The organism is Leclercia sp. S52 (assembly GCF_039727615.1).
Taxonomy (GTDB): Bacteria; Pseudomonadota; Gammaproteobacteria; order Enterobacterales; family Enterobacteriaceae; genus Enterobacter; species Enterobacter adecarboxylatus_B.
Map to the genome: position 1 here is coordinate 2,650,284 of NZ_CP152474.1, position 20,320 is coordinate 2,670,603.

Below are 20,320 nucleotides of genomic sequence, written 5' to 3' on the forward strand. Positions count from 1 at the left end.
TCAGGGCAACAAAAAACCGCCCGGAGGCGGTTTAAAAAAAGGCGTGCTAACCCTATCTTCTGATCACATCAGGGTCATCAGGATCCAGCGGGTCATTCACATCAGGTATGTCATCGCCAGGCAGGAGTGGATCTGTGTCACCTGGAAGGGGATCGCTGCCACCAGGAAGCGGTTCGTCATCAGGAATGGGATCAATGTAATCTGGACGATCAGCCATAAAGCCTCCGTCAAACTGTGTTATGAGAGGTTATTTCGATTTACCCGGTTTCTGTTTGCTCTTCTCATCTTGATTCTTTTGCGGCTGCTTAGGTTGCTCTTTAGAGACATGTTGTACGGTGGATTTCATTTTGAAACTCCAGTTGTAGATGCAGCAATTCGCCACCCTGAAACTATAAGTTACGCTTATAGTTATATCGAGCGGGACGGCAACAGATTAATTTTATGCTGATGTTTTATTTAGATTTATTGCGAGATGAAAAGAGCGGTTTCCCTGTCTCACCTACTGGAGGCAGGATAGTGTAAAATCATTATCAGAACTTATTGAAATCAATAAAATTTTATAATTTGTATGATTATTTTAATCATGCTAACGTAGTTCCAAAATCACTGGAGAAAGTCTTATGAAACTCGCGGTTTACAGCACAAAGCAGTACGACAAAAAGTATCTGCAACATGTTAACGAGGGATATGGATTCGAACTTGAATTTTTCGACTTTCTGCTTAACGAAAAAACGGCCAAAACCGCGCATGGCTGCGATGCGGTCTGTATTTTCGTTAATGATGACGGCAGTCGTCCAGTGCTGGAAGAGCTTAAAAAACAGGGCGTGAAATACATCGCTCTGCGCTGCGCGGGCTTCAACAATGTCGACCTCGACGCGGCTAAAGAGCTGGGTCTGCAGGTAGTGCGCGTCCCGGCCTACTCCCCGGAAGCGGTGGCGGAACATGCTATCGGCCTGATGATGTCTCTGAACCGTCGTATTCACCGTGCTTATCAACGCACCCGTGATGCCAACTTCTCGCTGGAAGGGCTGACCGGCTTTACGATGTACGGCAAAACCGCCGGGGTGATCGGCACCGGTAAAATTGGCGTCGCGGCACTGCGGATCCTCAAGGGTTTTGGTATGCGCCTGCTGGCGTTTGACCCGTATCCAAGCGCCGCCGCGCTGGAGCTGGGTGTGGAGTATGTTGACCTGAAAACCCTGTACGCTGAGTCAGACGTGATCTCCCTGCACTGCCCGCTAACCGCAGACAATTACCATCTGCTGAACCAGAGCGCGTTCGATCAGATGAAAGATGGCGTGATGATCGTTAACACCAGCCGCGGTGGCCTGGTGGATTCCCAGGCGGCGATTGAGGCGCTGAAAACGCAAAAAATCGGCGCGCTCGGGATGGACGTATATGAGAACGAACGCGATCTGTTCTTTGAAGATAAGTCTAACGACGTGATTCAGGATGACGTGTTCCGTCGCCTCTCCGCCTGCCACAACGTGCTGTTTACCGGGCATCAGGCGTTTTTGACCGCTGAGGCGCTGATCAGTATTTCCGAGACCACGCTGGGTAACCTGAGCCAGCTCGAGAAAGGCGAAGCGAGCCCGAACGCGCTGTTCTGATTGGGATTGTTTGTTCTTCAAGCAATAAATATCCCAAAGAGAATAGAGAGCGTACAGCGGCTCCCTGGTCCGGCTGAAAATCGCCGAAGCGTTTCCGGAAGGCCGGGGCGAGGCGCAGGGACGCGCCGAGAGGGCATAGCCTGCAGGGATGCAGGCTGGTGCCCGACCCGAAAGCCTGAAGGAATAAGCTGAGGACAAAATTGCCGGGAGCAATTTTGGACAGCGCTTGCGCTGGCCCCGAAGGGGTGAGCCCCAGGGATGGGGCGAACAATCCGCGAAGCGGCGATTTTCTTTGCCGGGAGCCGGGATTGTGAAGGGGGCGGCGGCGAGCCCCCCTTCACACGTTCACGGGTGCCGCTGCAAACAGAGAAGCGCAGAACGTAAGGTGAACGGAACCACCACCTCAGCCGCATGTTCCCCCCTCACCCTAACCCTCTCCCTCAAGGGAGAGGGAATAAGACCCACCCCATTTTCAGATTTACCCGCAAGACAATTCCCGCCAGCGCAATAGACTATGCATTAGCTATTTATGAAGTGAATATATTGAGAAGAACAATGAAAACGCTCGTCGCAGTAACGATCCTCAGCATGGCGCTGGCAGGCTGTGTCAATCCAGGGAAAGCCTCTGTTCAGGAAGAACAGCTTCAGCAGCACCGCTTTGTGCTGCAGAGTATGAACGGCACCGCCATTAACCCGGCCACTACGCCGCCGGAGATTGCCTTTGGTGAAGACCTGGCGGTATCAGGCGTGATGTGTAACCGCTTCAGCGGTCAGGGTAAGCTGTCTGACGGCGAGCTCAAGGTTAAAGCGCTCGCCATGACGCGTAAGCTGTGTACCGAGCCACAGCTCAATGACCTGGATCACGCGATCGGCACCATGCTGCGCAACGGGACGCAGGTCGATCTGACGGAAGACGTATTAACCCTGGCGACGGCAGAGACGACGCTGGTCTTTAAACGCGCAGAGTAATCAGTAAGCTCCGCAGGACCCGACGGCGAGCGACTGTTCACTGCAGCGTTTGCCGTTAGGCAGCGCACACATGCCGATGGCCGAGCCATCCAGCTGACGCGCAACGGACAGCGACCCGCCAATCATGGCGCAATTTGCCTGCCCGGAACTGGACATCGCCGCCCTCATCCCCGGCGCGACGTGCGCGGCGGTAGCCTGCTGTACAGGTTCATTGCTGCAGGCCGACAGTAACAAAGCGGCACACCCAACCCAAAATGCTGCGCGCATAATCTCTCCCCATATTGAATTGCAAAACCTATGCATAATAGGCATCCCACGCCCTGCCGTCGAGAGCCGAAGCGCGGTTTTCTGCGCTGTCAAAACAATTGCAGACTATTTTCAGGCAAAAGTTTGATCAAACCATTGATGGCACTAATAAGCAGGACACAAAAGCGAAAATCGTTTCAGCGGCCCTTTGCTAAAATACAAGGATAACTACAGGACTCGTCGAGGTGTTACGGGTCCCTCTTTCTTTGCGCAATGTAAGGGTGTCATATGCAAACTATTGACGGGAATGGCGCAGTCGCGTCCGTCGCGTTTCGCACCAGTGAAGTGATCGCCATCTATCCCATTACACCCAGCTCAACGATGGCTGAACAGGTTGATGCCTGGGCCGGAAACGGGCTGAAAAACGTCTGGGGTGATGTGCCCCGGGTGGTCGAAATGCAGTCTGAAGCCGGGGCGATTGCTACCGTTCACGGCGCGCTGCAGACCGGGGCGCTGTCCACCTCCTTTACCTCGTCGCAGGGGCTGCTGCTGATGATCCCGACGCTGTACAAGCTGGCGGGACAACTTACTCCGTTCGTACTGCACGTCGCGGCGCGTACCATCGCCACCCACGCCCTGTCGATTTTTGGCGATCACTCTGACGTGATGGCCGTGCGCCAGACCGGCTGCGCCCTGCTCTGTTCCGCCAGCGTGCAGGAGGCGCAGGATTTTGCCCTGATCTCCCATATGGCGACCCTGAAAAGCCGGGTGCCGTTTATCCACTTCTTCGACGGTTTCCGCACCTCGCACGAAATTAATAAGATTGTGTCAATCTCCGATGACACCATCCGCAGCCTCCTCCCGCAGGCAGAGATCGATGCTCATCGCGCCCGCGCGCTGAACCCGGAACATCCGGTGATCCGCGGCACCTCCGCTAACCCGGATACCTACTTCCAGTCCCGCGAGGCCACTAATCCGTGGTACAACGCGGTCTATGACCACGTGGAACAGGCGATGGCCGATTTTGCCGCCGCCACGGGACGGGCGTACAAACCGTTCGAGTATTACGGCCATCCGCAGGCAGAGCGCGTGATTGTGATCATGGGATCTGCTATCGGTACCTGTGAAGAGGTCGTGGATGAACTGCTGAGCCGGGGCGAGAAAGTCGGCGTGCTGAAAGTGCGCCTCTACCGCCCGTTCTCTGCCAGACACCTGCTGGCGGTATTGCCGGAAAGTGCGCGGTCGGTGGCGGTGCTGGATCGTACTAAAGAGCCGGGCGCCCAGGCCGAGCCGCTCTATCTGGACGTGATGACCGCCCTGGCCGAGGCCTTTAACGGCGGCGAGCGCGAAACTTTGCCGCGGGTGATTGGCGGACGCTATGGCCTCTCCTCCAAAGAGTTTGGCCCCGAATGCGTGCTGGCCATCTTCAACGAGCTGAGCGCCGCGAAGCCGAAACCGCGCTTTACCGTTGGCATCTATGACGATGTCACCAATCTGTCCCTGTCGTTGCCGGAAAACACCCTGCCCTCCACGGCGAAGCTGGAAGCGCTGTTTTACGGCCTGGGCAGCGACGGTAGCGTGTCGGCCACCAAAAACAACATCAAGATCATCGGTAACTCCACGCCGTGGTATGCCCAGGGCTATTTCGTCTATGACTCGAAAAAAGCCGGTGGCCTGACGGTGTCCCACCTGCGCGTCAGCGAGCAGCCGATCCGCTCGGCGTACCTGGTGTCGCAGGCCGATTTCGTCGGCTGCCACCAGCTGCAGTTTATCGACAAATACCAGATGGCCGAGCGCCTGAAGCCGGGCGGGATTTTCCTGCTTAATACCCCGTACAGCGCCGATGAGGTCTGGGGGCGTCTGCCGCAGGAAGTGCAGGCGGTGCTGAACCAGAAAAAAGCGAAGTTCTATATCGTTAATGCGGCGAAAATCGCCCGCGAATGCGGCCTGGCTGCGCGTATCAACACCGTTATGCAGATGGCGTTCTTCCATCTGACGCAGATCCTGCCGGGCGACAGCGCTCTGATGGAGCTGCAGGGGGCGATCGCCAAAAGCTACAGCAGCAAAGGTCAGGAGCTGGTGGAGCGCAACTGGCAGGCGCTGGCGCTGGCCCGGGAGTCGCTGGCCGAGGTGCCGCTGCAGCCGGTGAATGCCCACAGCCCGAACCGCCCGCCAGTGGTCTCCGATGCGGCGCCGGACTTTGTCAAAACCGTGACCGCGGCGATGCTGGCCGGTCTGGGCGATGCCCTGCCCGTCTCCGCGCTGCCGCCGGACGGCACCTGGCCGATGGGCACCACCCGCTGGGAAAAACGCAATATTGCCGAAGCGATCCCGATCTGGAAAGAGGAGCTGTGCACCCAGTGTAACCACTGCGTGGCCGCCTGCCCGCACTCCGCGATCCGCGCCAAAGTTGTCTCTCCTGAGGCAATGGAGGACGCTCCGGCCAGCCTGCACTCGCTGGATGTGAAATCACGCGACATGCGCGGCCAGAAATATGTCCTGCAGGTGGCACCGGAAGATTGCACCGGCTGTAACCTCTGCGTGGAAGTCTGCCCGGCGAAAGATCGCCAGAACCCGGAGATCAAGGCTATTAATATGATGTCGCGCCTTGAGCATGTGGAAGAGGAGAAAGTGAATTACGACTTCTTCCTCGACCTGCCGGAAATCGATCGCAACAGCCTTGAGCGTATTGATATTCGTACCTCCCAGCTGATCACCCCGCTGTTCGAATACTCCGGGGCCTGTTCCGGCTGCGGCGAAACGCCGTACATCAAGCTGCTGACCCAGCTGTATGGCGACCGGATGCTGATCGCCAACGCCACCGGCTGTTCGTCGATTTATGGCGGTAACCTGCCGTCCACGCCGTACACCACCGACGTCAACGGCCGTGGCCCGGCGTGGGCAAACTCGCTGTTCGAGGATAACGCCGAGTTTGGGCTGGGCTTCCGCTTAACGGTGGACCAGCACCGCGTGCGCGTGATGCGCCTGCTGGAGCAGTTTGCCGATAAGATCCCGCCAGAGCTGAACAACGCTCTGCACAGCGAGGCCACACCGGACGTACGTCGCCAGCAGGTGGCGGAGCTGCGTCAGCATCTGACAGGCGTTGAAGGGGCAGAACAGCTGTTAACCGATGCCGATGCGCTGGTCGAGAAATCGATCTGGCTGATTGGCGGTGATGGCTGGGCCTATGACATCGGCTTTGGCGGCCTCGATCACGTCCTCAGCCTGACCGAGAACGTTAATATTCTGGTGCTGGATACCCAGTGTTACTCCAATACCGGCGGCCAGGCTTCGAAAGCGACCCCGCTGGGGGCGGTAACCAAGTTTGGCGAGCATGGCAAACGTAAAGCGCGCAAAGATTTGGGCGTCAGCATGATGATGTACGGCCATGTCTATGTGGCGCAGATCTCGCTGGGGGCGCAGCTGAACCAGACGGTGAAGGCGATTCAGGAGGCGGAAGCCTATCCTGGCCCGTCGCTGATCATCGCCTACAGCCCTTGCGAGGAGCATGGCTACGATCTGGCGCTGAGCCACGATCAGATGCGCCAGCTGACAGCAACCGGGTTCTGGCCGCTGTACCGCTTCGACCCGCGTCGTGCCGATGAGGGTAAACTGCCGCTGGCGCTGGATTCCCGTCCACCGTCGGATGCGCTGGCAGAGACGCTGATGCAGGAGCAACGCTTCCGTCGCCTCAACGCCCAGCAGCCCGAAGTGGCAGAGCAGCTGTGGAAGGATGCCGCCGCCGATCTGCAAAAACGCTACGACTTCCTGGCGCAGTTAGCCGGTAAAGCCGAAAAATCGGTCAGCGAATAACCCTTATAGCCCGGCATGTCCGGGCTTTTTTATTGCATATAAAAAAACCGCCAGTAATGTACTGGCGGGCAATCCTGTTCAGCAATAAATAACATTTAAGAATTAAAAACACATTTATTAAATAAACGGATAAAAATACTACAGGCATATAACGAGGCAGAGTCTACGCATTTTACGCCGAAAGGGATAATTTTTGTTTTATATAGTTTTAATTAATATATTCACTGAAATTATGACTGTTTCCTTGGCAGCAAATTCTTTAGATTTCACTTAATTGGTAACAATTATGCTTTATCGCTGGAAGGGAGAGTGATTTAGCATGAGACATCTTTCCAATACCGAAGTTCCACGGAAAGTTTAAAAAGATTAAATATAAAAAACAGCATAAGGAATAGTCACAATGCAAAGAAAAGTACTGGCTCTGATGATCCCTGCCCTTTTAATGGCGGGCGCAGCAAATGCAGCTGAAATTTATAATAAGGACGGCAATAAATTAGATCTGTACGGTAAAATCGACGGTCTGCACTATTTCTCCGACGACAGCGGCGCTGACGGCGACCAGACCTATATGCGTATCGGCTTTAAAGGCGAAACCCAGATCAACGACATGCTCACCGGCTACGGCCAGTGGGAATATAATTTCCAGGCCAACAACACCGAAGGTTCTTCCAATCAGTCCTGGACCCGTCTGGCGTTTGCCGGCCTGAAATTCGACCAGTATGGCTCATTCGATTATGGCCGTAACTACGGCGTGCTGTACGACGTGGAAGCCTGGACCGATATGCTGCCAGAGTTCGGCGGCGACTCCTACACCAAAGCCGATAACTTCATGACCGGCCGTGCGAACGGCGTAGCGACCTACCGTAACACTGATTTCTTCGGCATGGTTGAAGGTCTGGACTTCGCCCTGCAGTACCAGGGTAACAACGAAGGCAGCGGCAACGGTAACGAAGGCACCAACAATGGCCGTGACGTGCGTCATGAGAACGGTGACGGCTTCGGTATCTCCACCACTTACGACTTCGGCATGGGTATCAGCGCTGCGGCGGCTTACACCTCTTCTGACCGTACCAACGCCCAACAAAATGAAACCACCGCTGGCGGCGACAAAGCTGACGCCTGGACTACCGGTCTGAAGTATGACGCCAACAATATCTACCTGGCGGCAATGTACTCTGAAACCCGTAACATGACCCCATACGGCGACGACGAACATGCGGTAGCGAACAAAACCCAGAACTTCGAAGTGACGGCTCAGTACCAGTTCGATTCCGGTCTGCGTCCGGTGGTCTCTTACCTGCAGTCTAAAGGGAAAGACCTGGGCAACGGACAGGGCGATCAGGATCTGGTTAAATATGCGGAAGTGGGTGCGGTTTACTACTTCAACAAAAATATGTCCACCTACGTTGATTATAAAATCAACCTGCTGGACGAAGACGACCAGTTCTACAAAGACAATGGCATCGGCACCGATGACATCGTTGCGGTCGGTCTGGTTTACCAGTTCTGATGCAATTAGCCCGCGTTACGGCGCGGGCTAACGCTTTATATCCCTTTCAGCATTGCGTTCAAATTTTGTTGCGCCGCTCTGCCTTTCTGATACAAGATAAATCTCATGTCTGACGGGCTGTAGAGGACTCGCTATTATGAACCATCATGCTGTTAAATCTTCGCGCATCGCCTCGATTGCCTACGATAAATACAATGAAACGCTGGAAGTCCGTTTTCGGGATCACAGCGCCTGGCAATATCAGCCCGTACCTGCGCGAATTTTTAACGATTTCCTGAATGTGGTTTCTAAAGGACGGTTCTATGACGGCGTGGTGAAAGGCAAATTCAAAGAGAGAAAAATTGCCTGAGCGCACATCCCCTGTGCCCATGCAACGACGGAGTAAAACCCATGATCAATCGTTTCGCGCTCTTTGCTTTGGCGCTCCTGACCTGCCTGTGGTTCGCCCTTATTTTTGATGTCGCCAATATCGTTGGCCATCTTGGCGACGTCCTGCTGATCCTGGATAAAGATTAATCCTCTGATGTTCCCGTAGCACGATAGCTCAGCACACCGGCCACGCCGCCACCACCATCATTGGGATGATGTCTTCCCTCCATCACCAGCACCTCCGGGAAATCAAACGGCGAGACGCCTTCAATGCAGGCGACGTTGACGCCATATTGATCCGGCGTGGAACGCCGCTGGTGGAAGGTGTAAATCCCGCAAACCGAACAAAAATAGTGTACCGCCGCCTGGGTATTAAAACGGTATTCGGTCAGCAGTGATTTGCCCTGAATAATGTCGATCCCGGATAAAGGCGCGGAAACCGCTATCGCCCCACGCATCCGGCAAAATGAGCAGTTGCAGCGCCGGATGGTGTTGAACCCGTCCGAGAGTTCAACGGTAAACCTGACCGCGCCGCAGTGACACTGGGCAGAAACTTTGTTCGCCATAACAGGCTCCTTTCCGATAAGCATGACCCACTCGGGCGGCGTATCAGAACGCCGCGTACCGGCTAAGTGTAATTCAGCCTCCCCCTCTGCGGCTAAATTCCTCTGCACTCTTTTTCAGCCAGGCTTCCTGGAAGAGTTGTTCCGAGTAGGTGAGTTTCATGACAGGTGCTAAATACGGGGCATCGAGCTCAATTAAATCATTTTCATTCTGGTATTTGGCGTATTTATCACCGGCGAATGAGATCTGCTTCTTCACCGCCACATATTTATGTTCCAGCATGCTCTGAACTTCATCAAAACGATTCTTATCCAGCTCAAGCATAATGGCGGTGATCCTTCCCGACGTACTGAAGATCACCGCGTTATTTTTGGCTCCCTCTAATCCCAGCTCGTTATTCGGAATAGAGAAAATATCGCCGTCACTCCACTTACTGCGCCCCTCATGCTGGGCAGAGGGATAGGCTTTAATAAACTGCTGCAGCGTGGTTTTACCTAACGTCAGCCCCATCGCCGTGGTGTTGGCCTTTGCGGATGAAAACACTGCCATTAAAACAAACATACCCAGAAGTAATTGCCACTGTTTACTCATCGTTAGCACCTCATCGTATCAGTCCTGTTTTTGCTGACCATCGTCTTCAGTACCTGTCTCTTCTCAATCGTACCCAATTGATCTTCAACAACCCATGCGCCTTTTTGGTGAGTGCGCAAGGCCGATACAGCACTACTTACTGAGCCCGGGAGGGACGCCGTCAGGATTGAGCGGACCGGGGGGGAAGGCATGAAAAAGCCACCAGCGAATGCCGGTGGCGGGGGCATGACGCACGGTCAGCTATTTTTTAACGGGTTGGGGCTTTTTATCGCCCGACTCCGGGGCCTCGCGCGGGTCATCTTTCTCAACATACTGCATGACTACCTCCCGTTTTTGTGGATGGACTACAACTATAGCGTTTGTTGCTTAAAACCAGCCAGGCGGCAGGCGTTTGCTGTAAAACGTGCTGACATTCACCGCCGTAATCCGTACCATACACGCCATACTTTTTCATGTTGACCTGCTGCCCCCCCATCTTAACGGTGGGCCGCCTGGGCGGCTTTAGCCATAAACGAATTGAGCCACTATTAAATGTCGCAAAATCAAGAAATTACCAAAAAAGACCAGTACAACCTCAACAAACTGCAAAAACGTCTGCGCCGCAACGTCGGTGAAGCCATTGCGGATTACAACATGATTGAAGAAGGCGACCGCATTATGGTCTGCCTGTCTGGCGGCAAAGATAGCTACACCCTGCTCGAAATCCTGCGCAATCTTCAGCAAAGCGCGCCGGTCAATTTTTCGTTAGTGGCCGTCAACCTGGATCAGAAGCAGCCGGGCTTCCCGGCACATATTCTGCCGGAATACCTCGAGAAGCTGGGCGTTGAGTACAAGATTGTCGAAGAGAATACCTACGGCATTGTTAAAGAGAAAATCCCGGAAGGGAAAACCACCTGCTCGCTCTGCTCCCGCCTGCGCCGCGGCATTCTGTATCGCACGGCGACCGAACTGGGCGCGACCAAGATTGCCCTCGGTCACCACCGTGATGACATTTTGCAGACCCTGTTCCTGAACATGTTCTACGGCGGCAAAATGAAAGGCATGCCACCGAAACTGATGAGCGATGATGGAAAGCACATCGTGATCCGTCCCCTCGCCTACTGCCGCGAGAAGGACATTGAGCGTTTTTCCGAGGCGAAAGCTTTCCCGATCATTCCGTGCAACCTGTGCGGTTCCCAGCCGAACCTGCAGCGTCAGGTGATTGGCGATATGCTGCGCGACTGGGACAAACGCTACCCGGGCCGCATCGAGACCATGTTCAGCGCAATGCAGAACGTGGTGCCTTCGCACCTGAGCGATATCAACCTGTTTGATTTCAAAGGGATTAAGCACGGGTCGGAAGTGGTGAACGGTGGCGATCTGGCCTTCGATCGCGAAGAGATCCCGATGCAACCCGCGGGCTGGCAGCCGGAAGAAGATGACACTCAGCTGGATGAGATGCGTCTGAACGTGATTGAAGTGAAGTAATTTTCAAGCGTCTCAGCGTTAGCGCTGAGACGCTCTCCCGCCCCGCTTATTTCAGCAGACGAACCTTGCAGTTTTTGCCTTTGATCTTGCCGTTTTGCAGCTGTTTCCACGCCTTCTGCGCTACTGACTGACGCACCGCCACATACACGTGCGCCGGATGCACCGCGATTTTACCGATATCAGCACCGTCCAGACCAATATCGCCGGTCAGCGCGCCCAGTACATCACCGGGACGCATTTTGGCTTTTTTACCGCCGTCGATACAGAGCGTCGCCATCTCAGCGGCCAGCGGCACAACGCTGACGTTAGCCGGTGCATCCACCCAGTTAGGCTTGATTTGCAGCATTTCTGCCAGAATGTTGGCACGCTGCGCCTCTTCCGGGGCGCAGAAACTGATCGCCAGGCCGCTATTACCGGCGCGAGCGGTACGACCGATGCGGTGAACATGCACTTCCGGATCCCAGGCCAGCTCGTAGTTCACCACCAGCTCCAGGGATTTGATGTCCAGACCGCGGGCGGCGACGTCGGTAGCAACCAGCACGCGGGCGCTGCCGTTGGCAAAACGTACCAGGGTCTGATCGCGATCGCGCTGCTCAAGATCGCCATGCAGCGACAGGGCGCTCTGTCCAGCCTCGGTCAGGGCATCGCACACCGCCTGACAATCTTTTTTGGTATTACAGAACACCACACAGGAGGCAGGCTGGTGGACGCTGAGCAGCTTCTGCAGCAGCGGGATTTTGCCCCGCTGGGTGGTATCGAAGAACTGCTGCTCAATCGCCGGCAGCGCGTCGACGGTGTCAATTTCAATGGCGATCGGGTTTTGCTGCACGCGGCCGCTGATGGCGGCAATCGCCTCTGGCCAGGTGGCAGAAAAGAGCATGGTCTGGCGCGATGGCGGCGCAAAACGAGTCACTTCGTCGATGGCCTCGCTAAAGCCCATATCCAGCATGCGGTCGGCTTCGTCCAGCACCAGGGTCTGCAGCGCATCAAGGGAGACCGTGCCTTTTTGCAGGTGATCGAGCAGACGACCCGGAGTGGCAACGATGATGTGCGGCGCGTGCTGCAAAGAGTCACGCTGGGCGCCGAACGGCTGTCCGCCGCAGAGGGTTAAGATTTTGGTGTTCGGCAGAAAACGCGCCAGACGACGCAGCTCCGCCGCCACCTGATCCGCCAGCTCGCGCGTCGGGCAGAGCACCAGCGACTGCGTTTTATAGAGGCTGGCGTCAATATGCTGTAACAGCCCAAGGCCGAACGTCGCCGTTTTGCCACTGCCGGTTTTGGCCTGCACGCGGACATCGCGTCCTTCCAGGATCGCCGGCAGCGCGGCAGCTTGTACAGGGGTCATCGTCAGGTAACCCAACTCGTTGAGGTTATCGAGTTGGGCGGCAGGCAGTACGTTCAGCGTTGAAAAAGCAGTCACAGTTATTCTCGCGGTAAAAAACTCACAGTCAGCAGGCGCGTATCCTCGCAGATCTCCGCCTCTGATGCGACATTTTAATCGGCACTTCGTCCGGCGGCGGATCCGGCATCGGCTGCGGGCGGGGGATCGGTTCGGGAACGGGCACCGGATCGGTGGGTACCGGGTCCGATTGCCGCGTTTGCAGCAGCAGTGTTAAGAGCATGGCCATGTTACCCTCCAGGGGATCGGGTTGTCTCTTTTAGGGTAGTCGCTGCTGGGTTGCAGGCAAAAAAAAGCCGACTTATTTAAGTCGGCGTCGTACGAATCAATTTTGCTATGCAGTAATTCAAAAAAGGAAGTAAGACAATATGGAGCGCAACGCCCATCGCTTGACGTTGCATTCACCTGCGGGAGAGATAGTGCACCTTATGGGTAAACGGTTTATTGACTTCGCTCAATTAAAATAGCGTTTCAGGCGCATCATAACGTCAAAATAGTACAAATTTACAACCATTTACTGCGATGTAACCACCATGCAACACCACCGATTAAAACGACTAACATGATGCAGAACAGCGAAAAGCCAAAGCGGAAGTCCCCGCCGGGGATCCCCCCCAGGTTGACGCCGAACAGCCCCGTTAAGAAGGTGCTGGGCAGAAAGACCATCGCCATCAGCGACATGGTGTAGGTTCTGCGGGAGAGCGACTCCTGCATCACCTGGGCGATTTCGTCGGTCAGGATCGCCGTGCGGGCAATACAGGCATCAATTTCATCGAGACCACGCCCCAGCCGGTCGGCAATATCCTGCATTCTGCGGCGCTGATCGTCATTCATCCAGGGGAGCCGTTCACTCGCCAGACGGGCATACACATCGCGCTGCGGGGCCATGTAGCGGCGCATCACAATCAACTGTTTGCGCAGCAGCGCCAGAAATCCGCGAGGCGGAATAACCTGGTCGATCAGGTTATCCTCCAGATCGATAATCTTATCGTGCAGCTCTTCGATAAACTCACTGGCATGATCGGTGAGCGCGTCGCAGACATCCACCAGCCAGCTCCCACAATCTTCCGGGCCAGTACCCTCTTTTAAATCCCCGACGATGTCGTCCAGCGCCAGCACTTTTCGCTGCCGGGTCGAGACAATCAGCCGTTCATCCATATAAAGGCGCATCGCCACCAGCTGATCCGGCCGTTCATCGGTGCTGCCATTAATACAGCGCAGGGTAATAAGTGTTCCCTCACCCATGCGGGTCACGCGCGGGCGCAAACTTTCCCCGGCCAGCGCGTCGCGCACGTTGTTGGGCAGTAACGGGGTTGAGGCCAGCCAGTGAGCGCTCTCCGGCTGGGTATAGTTCAGGTGCAGCCAGCAGGGATGTTGCTGATCGATAATATCGTTGTTGGTGAGCGGTCTTGCCCCGCCCTTACCGTCGAGTATCCACGCAAAAACTGCGTCAGGAACGTTAACTTCCGATCCTTTTATGCCTTCCACAGCGCCTCCGCCAGTAGCTGTTCTTTGCTGTCAGTCTAGCCACCCTGGCAGCTTAAGCAACCATTTAACCCGCCATCGCGCTGAATTTGCTCGTAAAAGAGACTATTCCTGAACTAAACGCGTTGCACAAAAAAGCCTGGCGAACCAGGCTTCAAGAGTTGATGACGTGTCAGGCACGCGCGGGGTGTGTTCGCCCGTCGTATAAAGGCGCAGAGGATGCCGGTTCCAGATGGAAGTTTCGCGTGCGGGTCTGCAGCTCAACCACCTGATTTTTCAACACCGCCGAGGAGCCGGAGAGCTCTTCCACCATCCCCACGTTACTCTGGGTGACGTTTTCCAGATCGGACAGCGCCTGGGTAATTTGCGCGATGCCCTTCTCCTGTTCATAGGTCGAAGTGGAAATTTCATCCATTAGCCTGCTGACCTGCCCGGAGCCGCTGACGATCTCCTGCATGTTCTTCTCGGCTTCAGCCACCACCATCGCTCCCTGGCTGACGTTACTGCTGGTAACGGCGATCAGGGATTTGATGCTTTTTGCCGCCTCGGCACTGCGATGCGCCAGGCTCCGCACTTCCCCGGCCACGACCGAGAAATCTTTGCCATGATCGCCGGCACGAGCAGCTTCGACCGCAGCATTGAGCGCCAGGATATTGGTCTGGAAGGCGATACCGTCAATCATGGTGATGATTTCGGTCATCTGCTGGGCACATTCGGTAATGGAGTGCATGTTGTTGGCAACCTGCCCCATCAGCTCGCCGCCTTTCTGCGCCTGGCGGGTCGCTGCGTTGGCCTTCTCATTGGCGAGACGGGTGTTATCAGCGGTATTTTTAGTGGTAGCTGCCATCTGTTCCATGCTGGCAGAGGTCTGGATCAGCGACGCGGACTGCAGCTCGGTTTTTGCCGCCAGCGCCGAACTGCGGGCGGCCAGCTGCTCAGAAAGGCTCATTGCCGTGGCTGAGGAGGAGCGGATCTCACGCACCAGGGTGGCGATGTTGCCCGACAGGGTGTTAATCCCCGGGATCAGCCGCCCCGCGCAGTTGTCGCCAAATTCGGGGATCCTGACGCCCACATTGCCGGAGATAACCTCTTCAATGCTTCTTTTTACCGTATTGATGGGTACGACCAGGTATTGGGTCATGTAAAGCAGCAGGAACAGGAACGCAATGACAAATAGGCAATTAAGCGAAATTAACAAAGAGGTTTGCGGTGCTAGAAAAATGACCAGTCCATCAATTAATAGAAACACAACCACCAGATAAGAAAGAATAAAAGTCCTTACGCTAATATTCCTGAGCATAATATATCCCACAACGGCATTTTCAGATGATAGGAAATATATAGCATTCTGCTTTTAATTTTTCACCCTCATTTCGTAGTGACATTTCATTAACGTTATAGGCTTTTGAAATTTACCTTAAGGGAGAGCCAAAAGCTAACCAACCTGTAACCTCCATACATTAAAGTCTGATAATAAGAATATTAAGCCCTTAATGCCATGAAATGCATTTGCCCAGATAAATTTTATAGTTAAGCCACAAGACCTTAAGGACATGTATTCGTTAGCCGGGCTTAAATTACTCAATATTGGATATGTTTTTACGGATTGCTTGAAAAAAACATTAATGTTTTCTCGAAGCCAATCCGATACTAAACGCCTTTCCCCAAAAAACAGCGACTCCTTACCGGTGATCTATGAGAAATTGACTTAATAACTGCTGTCGCATCACAGGAGAATAAAACTATTCCAGTTGGTAAAATTAATACGAATTTCATACGAATATCACAAAAAAATTCTGCCTGACCGTATGAAGTAGAGTATGTTTCAAAGAAGCCCACGCGTGCCGCTACGTCGTGGATCTCAGGCACCTGACGTGCTGATAACTGAGACTGGCCTATGTCGCTTTCAGGGTTTGCTGCGCTGAATATACTAAAAACACCCGTATGGGTCGTATCCCCGGTTTCGGAGGATATTGTGTTCGCCAATACGGCAGCAAAAAAGATCATGCAGGACGCGACGCTGGATGACCTGCGTAAAGGGGTCTGCTCAGCACATGCCCAGGCAACGCTTGCGATGTACGTGCCCGATTTAAAAACCCAACAAGAGATTATTGAAATCTGGAGCGTGCAGGTAAATAACCAGCCAATGAGCCTCAGCTGCCGGCTCTCGCTGGCCGATTTTGACACCTGCGGCGAGGTCATTATTTTTGAGGGTATTGCCCGGCAGCCGGTAACAGGCCTTAAAGCCACCAGCTCTGGCACCTACCAGCGCAAAAAACAGGGGTTCTACGCCCGTTTCTTCCAGACCAACAGTGCGCCCATGCTGTTAATCGATCCTGCCCGGGACGGCCAGGTGGTTGATGCCAATCTCGCGGCCCTCAATTTTTATGGCTATACCCATGATGAGATGTGCAGCAAGCACACCTGGGAGATCAACACCCTCGGCCGCAATATTCTGCCGGTGATGACGGAGATCGCGCGTTTACCTGGCGGCCATAAGCCGCTCAACTTTGTGCATCGACTGGCTGATGGCACCACCCGACATGTACAGACCTATGCCGGCCCGATTGAGATCTACGGCGACAAACTGATGCTGTGCATCATTCATGATATTACCGAGCAAAAACGGCTTGAACTGGAGCTTGAGCATGCCGCGCTGCGCGACTCGTTAACCGGCCTGCTCAACCGTCGTCAGTTTTATAACCTTACCGATCAAGCCTCACCGAACAATCTTCCTGCCCAGCAGGAGTTCAGCCTGCTGCTGGTGGATACGGACCACTTTAAGCGCATTAACGATATGTTTGGGCATCAGAAAGGCGATGAGGTGTTGATTGCCCTCTCGCGAATGCTGGAAAGCTGTTGCCGGAAAGATGATTACGTTTTCCGCTGGGGTGGCGAGGAGTTTGTGCTGCTGCTGCCCCGCACGTCGCTGGACGCGGCGATGCAGATCGCAGAAACCCTGCGCGCGGCCATCGCCCGCATTGCCATCCCGGGACTGCCCCGCTTCACCGTCAGCATTGGGGTGGCGCGGCATAACCCGGATGAAAGTATCGACGATCTGTTTAAGCGCGTGGACGATGCGCTGTATCGCGCAAAGAATGATGGTCGTAATAAAGTGCTGGCGGCGTGATGTCGCCTTCTGTCTTTCAATATATTCCTTGAGGAGTGGTTAAGATGAGCAAGAAGATTTTGATGCTGGTCGGGGATTACGCTGAAGATTACGAAACCATGGTGCCGTTTCAGGCATTGCAGATGATTGGTCATCAGGTTGATGCGGTCTGCCCTGACAAAGCCAAAGGCGACTTTATCATGACGGCAATCCACGATTTTGACGGCGCCCAGACCTATAGCGAAAAACCCGGCCACCGCTTTATTCTCAACGCCGATTTTGCTGAGGTGAAAGAAGAGGATTATGACGCGCTATTAATTCCGGGCGGACGGGCACCGGAATATCTGCGGCTGAATGAGCAGGTAATCAAACTGGTGCAGGCCTTTGACCAGGCACGTAAGCCGATTGCCGCCGTGTGCCACGGCGCTCAACTGCTGGCCGCCGCGGATGTCCTGAAAGGCCGCACCTGCAGCGCTTATCCTGCCTGTGCGCCAGAAGTCCGACTCAGCGGCGGATACTATGCAGACATCGGTATTGATGAGGCTTATGTCGATGACAATCTGGTTACGGCTCCCGCCTGGCCTGCGCATCCGCAGTGGCTGGCGAAATTTGCCGAGCTGTTGCAGAAGTAAGGTCGGTTCTGGACAGGCTCGGTGGTTTCAGGCCAGCCTGTCAACCGCATCAAAAAAGCGCTCTTCAGTCATAATGACGTTCTCTTTTGCGCTCTGATACTGACGCCGAATAAACCAGCCCGATTCCGGCGCCATGCTCAGATTAAACACCTGCCTGATACCGGGCGCATCGACATGCAGGGTTACAATGCCTGTTTCAGTGCCATTCCAGAGCTGCTCCGGAAGAAGTCGGACGCTACGGTCACCGTTCTGCAACCTGATGGCGGTGATGTCATAACGGCATATGCCGCTGTTCAGGCTATAGCCCACTGCGCTCAGGTCATGAAGATGTCTGGTGGAAAACGTCACCTCAATACCGGAACCGGCAAACCACTGGCTAATTTGCTGCGCCAGTTCATCCATTCGTGAGCAGAATGCCCTGACTTCTGCATCAGCGGATTTTTTACCGGACGATACTCTGTCGCTACCGTGTTGTACTTTCCTGAAAAAACGTTCTCTGGCTGACACGTTGTGGTCCCTGTGAGCTTGTTACGAGCATGCTTTATTCTGACGGGGTTTGTTTCAGTGCCGCATAAGAGGCAATCAGTTGCTGCAGATGCTGTTCCACCTGGCGCTGCCGGACGGCGCTACTGCTCTGCTCTGCGGGGATAACTGAGAGCTGGCGCAACTGCTCTTCCACCGGCACGGTGCGATTCAGCGACTGCATGATGGCGAACACCGCCGATTTAAGTTCGCTGACCGTCATATATTTGCCCTTCTGCTCATCCAGGGCATTAAGCCGGTTCGCCAGTTGCTCAAGCTGCGTTACTCCCTGATGCCAGCCGGTCAGGTTTTCCGGCGCCAGGGCAAGGGCCGCCTTCTGCTGTTGCCACTGCTGCGCAATGGTATTGCCCTGCTCCGGCCATAGCCTGAGCGCCTGCTGTACCTGGTCATCGCCATAGCTGAGCGCCCAGTCTGGCTTTAACTGCAATAACTGCGCTAGCTGTTGCTGTGTCTGGCGAATACCTGCTTCCGGTGATAAGTGGGGCTGTCGCCTGTCGGCGGAAAGCGCTACCGGCGAGGGGGGAAAGGGTTACAGCGGACTGTTCCCGCGCCGGGTCGGGCTGATGCATCGCCAGCCATCCTCCTGTCAGGATCCCAGCCAGTACCAGCATGGTCGCCATACCAGCGGCAAAAGGCTTCCAGGGCTTTGCGGGCGATGGGCACTTCGGAAACGATTCAGGTTCAGGGACATACGTCCTTTTGTCGCCCTCAGTCACCTCCACAGGCGTGTCGCTATCAGGGATCAACGATTCAACCGGTACGGTAACCACCGTATCACAACTGGTTTCTCTGTTTTCCAGACGTACCGCCGCGCTATGTATATGGGTGCGCAGGATATCGAGCTGGCTCACCGGCGTTAACTCCAGACGTTTTAACGTCTCGTCCAGAACGAGCAGGTGTTCTTGCGCCTGGTTAAGTTGGCTAATATCGGCAGACGTCAGTGCCCGGGAGCGCAAATCCTGCTTCAGCCGTTTGCTGAGCGTGCCGAGGATTTCCATCCTGGCATGCACCGGTTGCGGCCACAGATGGCTCCAATGTCGGGTAACCAGTGAATTCACCATCGCCAGTCCCTCGTTCAGGCCAGACAGCCCGGCCAGGTGCGTACGAGAAAGGCAGAACCAGGCGGCGGTCTGGAGTTCCACGCCGTTGTGTTCAAACAGCGACAGGCATAGATTTTCCACCTGTTGCCAGTTCACATCCGGACGCGCCGGATGGGTCAGTTTGTTCATTTCATTACGCAGAGCGGCATAATCCGCAAGCGTGCGCGGATCGCCGCCGGATTTAAGGTGGCGTTCAGAGAGCGTTGTCATGAGTGTCCTGCCAGAGGTAAAAAACTATATTGCGGAGCGGGCGTCCAGGTACTGCTGCTGTTTCAGGTGACGGATGAGCACCCGGCCTTCAGGCATAAATTCGGTGCCGTAGCGTACAAGACCGATGCCTTTGAGTTCGGCATTGATGTGATATCGAAGCTCACCAGGGATTATTTGATCCAGCAAAACTACATCCATAGATTGTAATCGTGGTTCATATTTCAATAATACTCTTGTTAGGGTTTCTATGAGCTGATGTGCCGTTCCCGGCATACCCTGAAGGATCTTCGTCATATCCGGCAGCCCGTAATCAGGCAAATGTGATATTGCACCGGCTCTTGAATTAAGGATACGCTGAATATTGTCCAGTACGGACAAAATAATCAGGTCCTCTTCGCTTACCTGATCTATGGGAAGATCTCCTGTAAAGTTACCATTAAGCGTTTCATATAAAGATGGGGTTTTATAATTCATTGCGTTTATTTTTCCTGTAGCGAAGCACAAATCACATGCCTGAGTGCTTTCTTTATTTTCATAGATATTTCTTTTTTATAACACCACCAATAGCCACTTCGCCATATATTGCTAAACACGAAAAAGCATCACAATAACTCATAGTGTATTGACATCATACCATGAGTAGAAGTTATAGCTAATAGCCAAACCAACAACTAATAAAGAGTGCTACATCTTTATACCCCCC

20 protein-coding genes and 1 pseudogene are annotated in these 20,320 nt (G+C 54.4%); 9 read left to right on the forward strand and 12 right to left on the reverse strand.

All coding sequences use genetic code 11. The features are described from left to right. Window positions 1–52: 52 nt before the first annotated feature. A complete protein-coding gene (locus AAHB66_RS12710) occupies window positions 53–217 on the reverse strand; it encodes a hypothetical protein (protein WP_166182623.1) in 165 nt (54 codons plus the stop codon). Between the two features lie 403 nt (window positions 218–620). Here AAHB66_RS12710 and AAHB66_RS12715 point away from each other — a divergent pair, with 403 nt between their 5' ends. Together AAHB66_RS12715 and hslJ are read left to right on the forward strand one after the other, a co-directional pair. Continuing rightward, entirely contained in the window at window positions 621–1,610 is a 990-nt protein-coding gene (locus AAHB66_RS12715) for a 2-hydroxyacid dehydrogenase (protein WP_347113169.1), read from the forward strand. A gap of 555 nt (window positions 1,611–2,165) precedes the next feature. Then, on the forward strand, window positions 2,166–2,579 hold the full coding sequence (gene hslJ, locus AAHB66_RS12720; RefSeq protein ID WP_347113170.1) for a heat shock protein HslJ: 414 nt from the start codon (window positions 2,166–2,168) through the stop codon (window positions 2,577–2,579). Here hslJ and AAHB66_RS12725 read toward each other — a convergent pair whose 3' ends face one another. Further along, a complete protein-coding gene (locus tag AAHB66_RS12725) occupies window positions 2,580–2,846 on the reverse strand; it encodes a DUF333 domain-containing protein (protein ID WP_142489683.1) in 267 nt (88 codons plus the stop codon). A gap of 267 nt (window positions 2,847–3,113) precedes the next feature. On the opposite strand from AAHB66_RS12725, the gene nifJ reads away from it, so the two are divergent. The 4 genes from nifJ to AAHB66_RS12745 all read left to right on the forward strand — a co-directional run bounded on the left by nifJ (window position 3,114) and on the right by AAHB66_RS12745 (window position 8,664). Continuing rightward, entirely contained in the window at window positions 3,114–6,638 is a 3,525-nt protein-coding gene (nifJ, locus tag AAHB66_RS12730; protein ID WP_347113171.1) for a pyruvate:ferredoxin (flavodoxin) oxidoreductase, read from the forward strand. Between the two features lie 400 nt (window positions 6,639–7,038). After that, entirely contained in the window at window positions 7,039–8,148 is a 1,110-nt protein-coding gene (gene ompC, locus AAHB66_RS12735; protein ID WP_347113172.1) for a porin OmpC, read from the forward strand. A gap of 136 nt (window positions 8,149–8,284) precedes the next feature. Further along, complete coding sequence (locus AAHB66_RS12740; protein ID WP_347113173.1) at window positions 8,285–8,497, forward strand: KTSC domain-containing protein; 213 nt, start codon at window positions 8,285–8,287, stop codon at window positions 8,495–8,497. A gap of 41 nt (window positions 8,498–8,538) precedes the next feature. Then, window positions 8,539–8,664, forward strand: a complete 126-nt coding sequence (locus AAHB66_RS12745; RefSeq protein WP_347113175.1) for a hypothetical protein — start codon at window positions 8,539–8,541, stop codon at window positions 8,662–8,664. Here the strand turns inward: AAHB66_RS12745 and AAHB66_RS12750 are convergent. The 3 genes from AAHB66_RS12750 to AAHB66_RS12760 form a co-directional block, all read right to left on the reverse strand. Further along, window positions 8,661–9,083 (reverse strand): GFA family protein, encoded by a 423-nt coding sequence (locus tag AAHB66_RS12750; protein ID WP_347113176.1) that lies wholly within the window; start codon window positions 9,081–9,083, stop codon window positions 8,661–8,663. The genes AAHB66_RS12745 and AAHB66_RS12750 overlap by 4 nt on opposite strands. Before the next feature lie 73 nt (window positions 9,084–9,156). Beyond that, window positions 9,157–9,672, reverse strand: a complete 516-nt coding sequence (locus AAHB66_RS12755) for a hypothetical protein (protein ID WP_347113178.1) — start codon at window positions 9,670–9,672, stop codon at window positions 9,157–9,159. Window positions 9,673–9,912: 240 nt separating this feature from the next. Next, complete coding sequence (locus AAHB66_RS12760; RefSeq protein ID WP_225759512.1) at window positions 9,913–9,990, reverse strand: hypothetical protein; 78 nt, start codon at window positions 9,988–9,990, stop codon at window positions 9,913–9,915. Window positions 9,991–10,203: 213 nt separating this feature from the next. Here AAHB66_RS12760 and ttcA point away from each other — a divergent pair, with 213 nt between their 5' ends. Next, the gene (ttcA, locus tag AAHB66_RS12765; RefSeq protein ID WP_347113179.1) at window positions 10,204–11,139 is read left to right on the forward strand and encodes a tRNA 2-thiocytidine(32) synthetase TtcA; all 936 of its coding nucleotides are present in this window, start codon (window positions 10,204–10,206) and stop codon (window positions 11,137–11,139) included. 46 nt (window positions 11,140–11,185) lie between these two features. Here the strand turns inward: ttcA and dbpA are convergent, their stop codons facing one another. The 4 genes from dbpA to AAHB66_RS12785 form a co-directional block, all read right to left on the reverse strand. Next, on the reverse strand, window positions 11,186–12,559 hold the full coding sequence (gene dbpA, locus AAHB66_RS12770; protein ID WP_347113180.1) for an ATP-dependent RNA helicase DbpA: 1,374 nt from the start codon (window positions 12,557–12,559) through the stop codon (window positions 11,186–11,188). 28 nt (window positions 12,560–12,587) lie between these two features. After that, window positions 12,588–12,761, reverse strand: coding sequence for a hypothetical protein (locus AAHB66_RS12775; protein WP_333850480.1), 174 nt, complete (start codon window positions 12,759–12,761; stop codon window positions 12,588–12,590). Between the two features lie 281 nt (window positions 12,762–13,042). Further along, window positions 13,043–14,026 (reverse strand): zinc transporter ZntB, encoded by a 984-nt coding sequence (gene zntB, locus AAHB66_RS12780; protein ID WP_347113182.1) that lies wholly within the window; start codon window positions 14,024–14,026, stop codon window positions 13,043–13,045. A gap of 169 nt (window positions 14,027–14,195) precedes the next feature. Next, entirely contained in the window at window positions 14,196–15,323 is a 1,128-nt protein-coding gene (locus tag AAHB66_RS12785; protein ID WP_347113183.1) for a methyl-accepting chemotaxis protein, read from the reverse strand. A gap of 597 nt (window positions 15,324–15,920) precedes the next feature. Here AAHB66_RS12785 and AAHB66_RS12790 point away from each other — a divergent pair. After that, the gene (locus tag AAHB66_RS12790; protein WP_347113184.1) at window positions 15,921–17,153 is read left to right on the forward strand and encodes a sensor domain-containing diguanylate cyclase; all 1,233 of its coding nucleotides are present in this window, start codon (window positions 15,921–15,923) and stop codon (window positions 17,151–17,153) included. A 44-nt stretch (window positions 17,154–17,197) separates the two neighbouring features. Continuing rightward, complete coding sequence (locus AAHB66_RS12795) at window positions 17,198–17,764, forward strand: DJ-1/PfpI family protein (protein WP_347113186.1); 567 nt, start codon at window positions 17,198–17,200, stop codon at window positions 17,762–17,764. A 27-nt stretch (window positions 17,765–17,791) separates the two neighbouring features. Here AAHB66_RS12795 and AAHB66_RS12800 read toward each other — a convergent pair whose 3' ends face one another. The 3 genes and pseudogenes from AAHB66_RS12800 to tssE form a co-directional block, all read right to left on the reverse strand. Further along, on the reverse strand, window positions 17,792–18,166 hold the full coding sequence (locus AAHB66_RS12800; RefSeq protein WP_347113187.1) for a hypothetical protein: 375 nt from the start codon (window positions 18,164–18,166) through the stop codon (window positions 17,792–17,794). A gap of 139 nt (window positions 18,167–18,305) precedes the next feature. Continuing rightward, a pseudogene (locus tag AAHB66_RS12805) lies at window positions 18,306–19,617 on the reverse strand (VasL domain-containing protein). Window positions 19,618–19,641: 24 nt separating this feature from the next. Beyond that, the gene (tssE, locus tag AAHB66_RS12810) at window positions 19,642–20,091 is read right to left on the reverse strand and encodes a type VI secretion system baseplate subunit TssE (protein ID WP_347113188.1); all 450 of its coding nucleotides are present in this window, start codon (window positions 20,089–20,091) and stop codon (window positions 19,642–19,644) included. Window positions 20,092–20,320: the final 229 nt, after the last annotated feature.

Bases quoted from the DNA above. Each gene is read 5' to 3' on its own strand.
- AAHB66_RS12775 (WP_333850480.1), bottom strand. From the start codon at position 12,761: ATGCTCTTAACACTGCTGCTGCAAACGCGGCAATCGGACCCGGTACCC.
- ompC (WP_347113172.1), top strand. From the start codon at position 7,039: ATGCAAAGAAAAGTACTGGCTCTGATGATCCCTGCCCTTTTAATGGCG.
- hslJ (WP_347113170.1), top strand. From the start codon at position 2,166: ATGAAAACGCTCGTCGCAGTAACGATCCTCAGCATGGCGCTGGCAGGC.
- AAHB66_RS12745 (WP_347113175.1), top strand. From the start codon at position 8,539: ATGATCAATCGTTTCGCGCTCTTTGCTTTGGCGCTCCTGACCTGCCTG.
- ttcA (WP_347113179.1), top strand. From the start codon at position 10,204: ATGTCGCAAAATCAAGAAATTACCAAAAAAGACCAGTACAACCTCAAC.
- AAHB66_RS12760 (WP_225759512.1), bottom strand. From the start codon at position 9,990: ATGCAGTATGTTGAGAAAGATGACCCGCGCGAGGCCCCGGAGTCGGGC.
- AAHB66_RS12795 (WP_347113186.1), top strand. From the start codon at position 17,198: ATGAGCAAGAAGATTTTGATGCTGGTCGGGGATTACGCTGAAGATTAC.
- nifJ (WP_347113171.1), top strand. From the start codon at position 3,114: ATGCAAACTATTGACGGGAATGGCGCAGTCGCGTCCGTCGCGTTTCGC.
- AAHB66_RS12755 (WP_347113178.1), bottom strand. From the start codon at position 9,672: ATGAGTAAACAGTGGCAATTACTTCTGGGTATGTTTGTTTTAATGGCA.
- AAHB66_RS12750 (WP_347113176.1), bottom strand. From the start codon at position 9,083: ATGGCGAACAAAGTTTCTGCCCAGTGTCACTGCGGCGCGGTCAGGTTT.
- AAHB66_RS12800 (WP_347113187.1), bottom strand. From the start codon at position 18,166: ATGGATGAACTGGCGCAGCAAATTAGCCAGTGGTTTGCCGGTTCCGGT.
- AAHB66_RS12715 (WP_347113169.1), top strand. From the start codon at position 621: ATGAAACTCGCGGTTTACAGCACAAAGCAGTACGACAAAAAGTATCTG.
- AAHB66_RS12790 (WP_347113184.1), top strand. From the start codon at position 15,921: ATGTCGCTTTCAGGGTTTGCTGCGCTGAATATACTAAAAACACCCGTA.
- AAHB66_RS12725 (WP_142489683.1), bottom strand. From the start codon at position 2,846: ATGCGCGCAGCATTTTGGGTTGGGTGTGCCGCTTTGTTACTGTCGGCC.
- AAHB66_RS12740 (WP_347113173.1), top strand. From the start codon at position 8,285: ATGAACCATCATGCTGTTAAATCTTCGCGCATCGCCTCGATTGCCTAC.
- AAHB66_RS12785 (WP_347113183.1), bottom strand. From the start codon at position 15,323: ATGCTCAGGAATATTAGCGTAAGGACTTTTATTCTTTCTTATCTGGTG.
- tssE (WP_347113188.1), bottom strand. From the start codon at position 20,091: ATGAATTATAAAACCCCATCTTTATATGAAACGCTTAATGGTAACTTT.
- AAHB66_RS12710 (WP_166182623.1), bottom strand. From the start codon at position 217: ATGGCTGATCGTCCAGATTACATTGATCCCATTCCTGATGACGAACCG.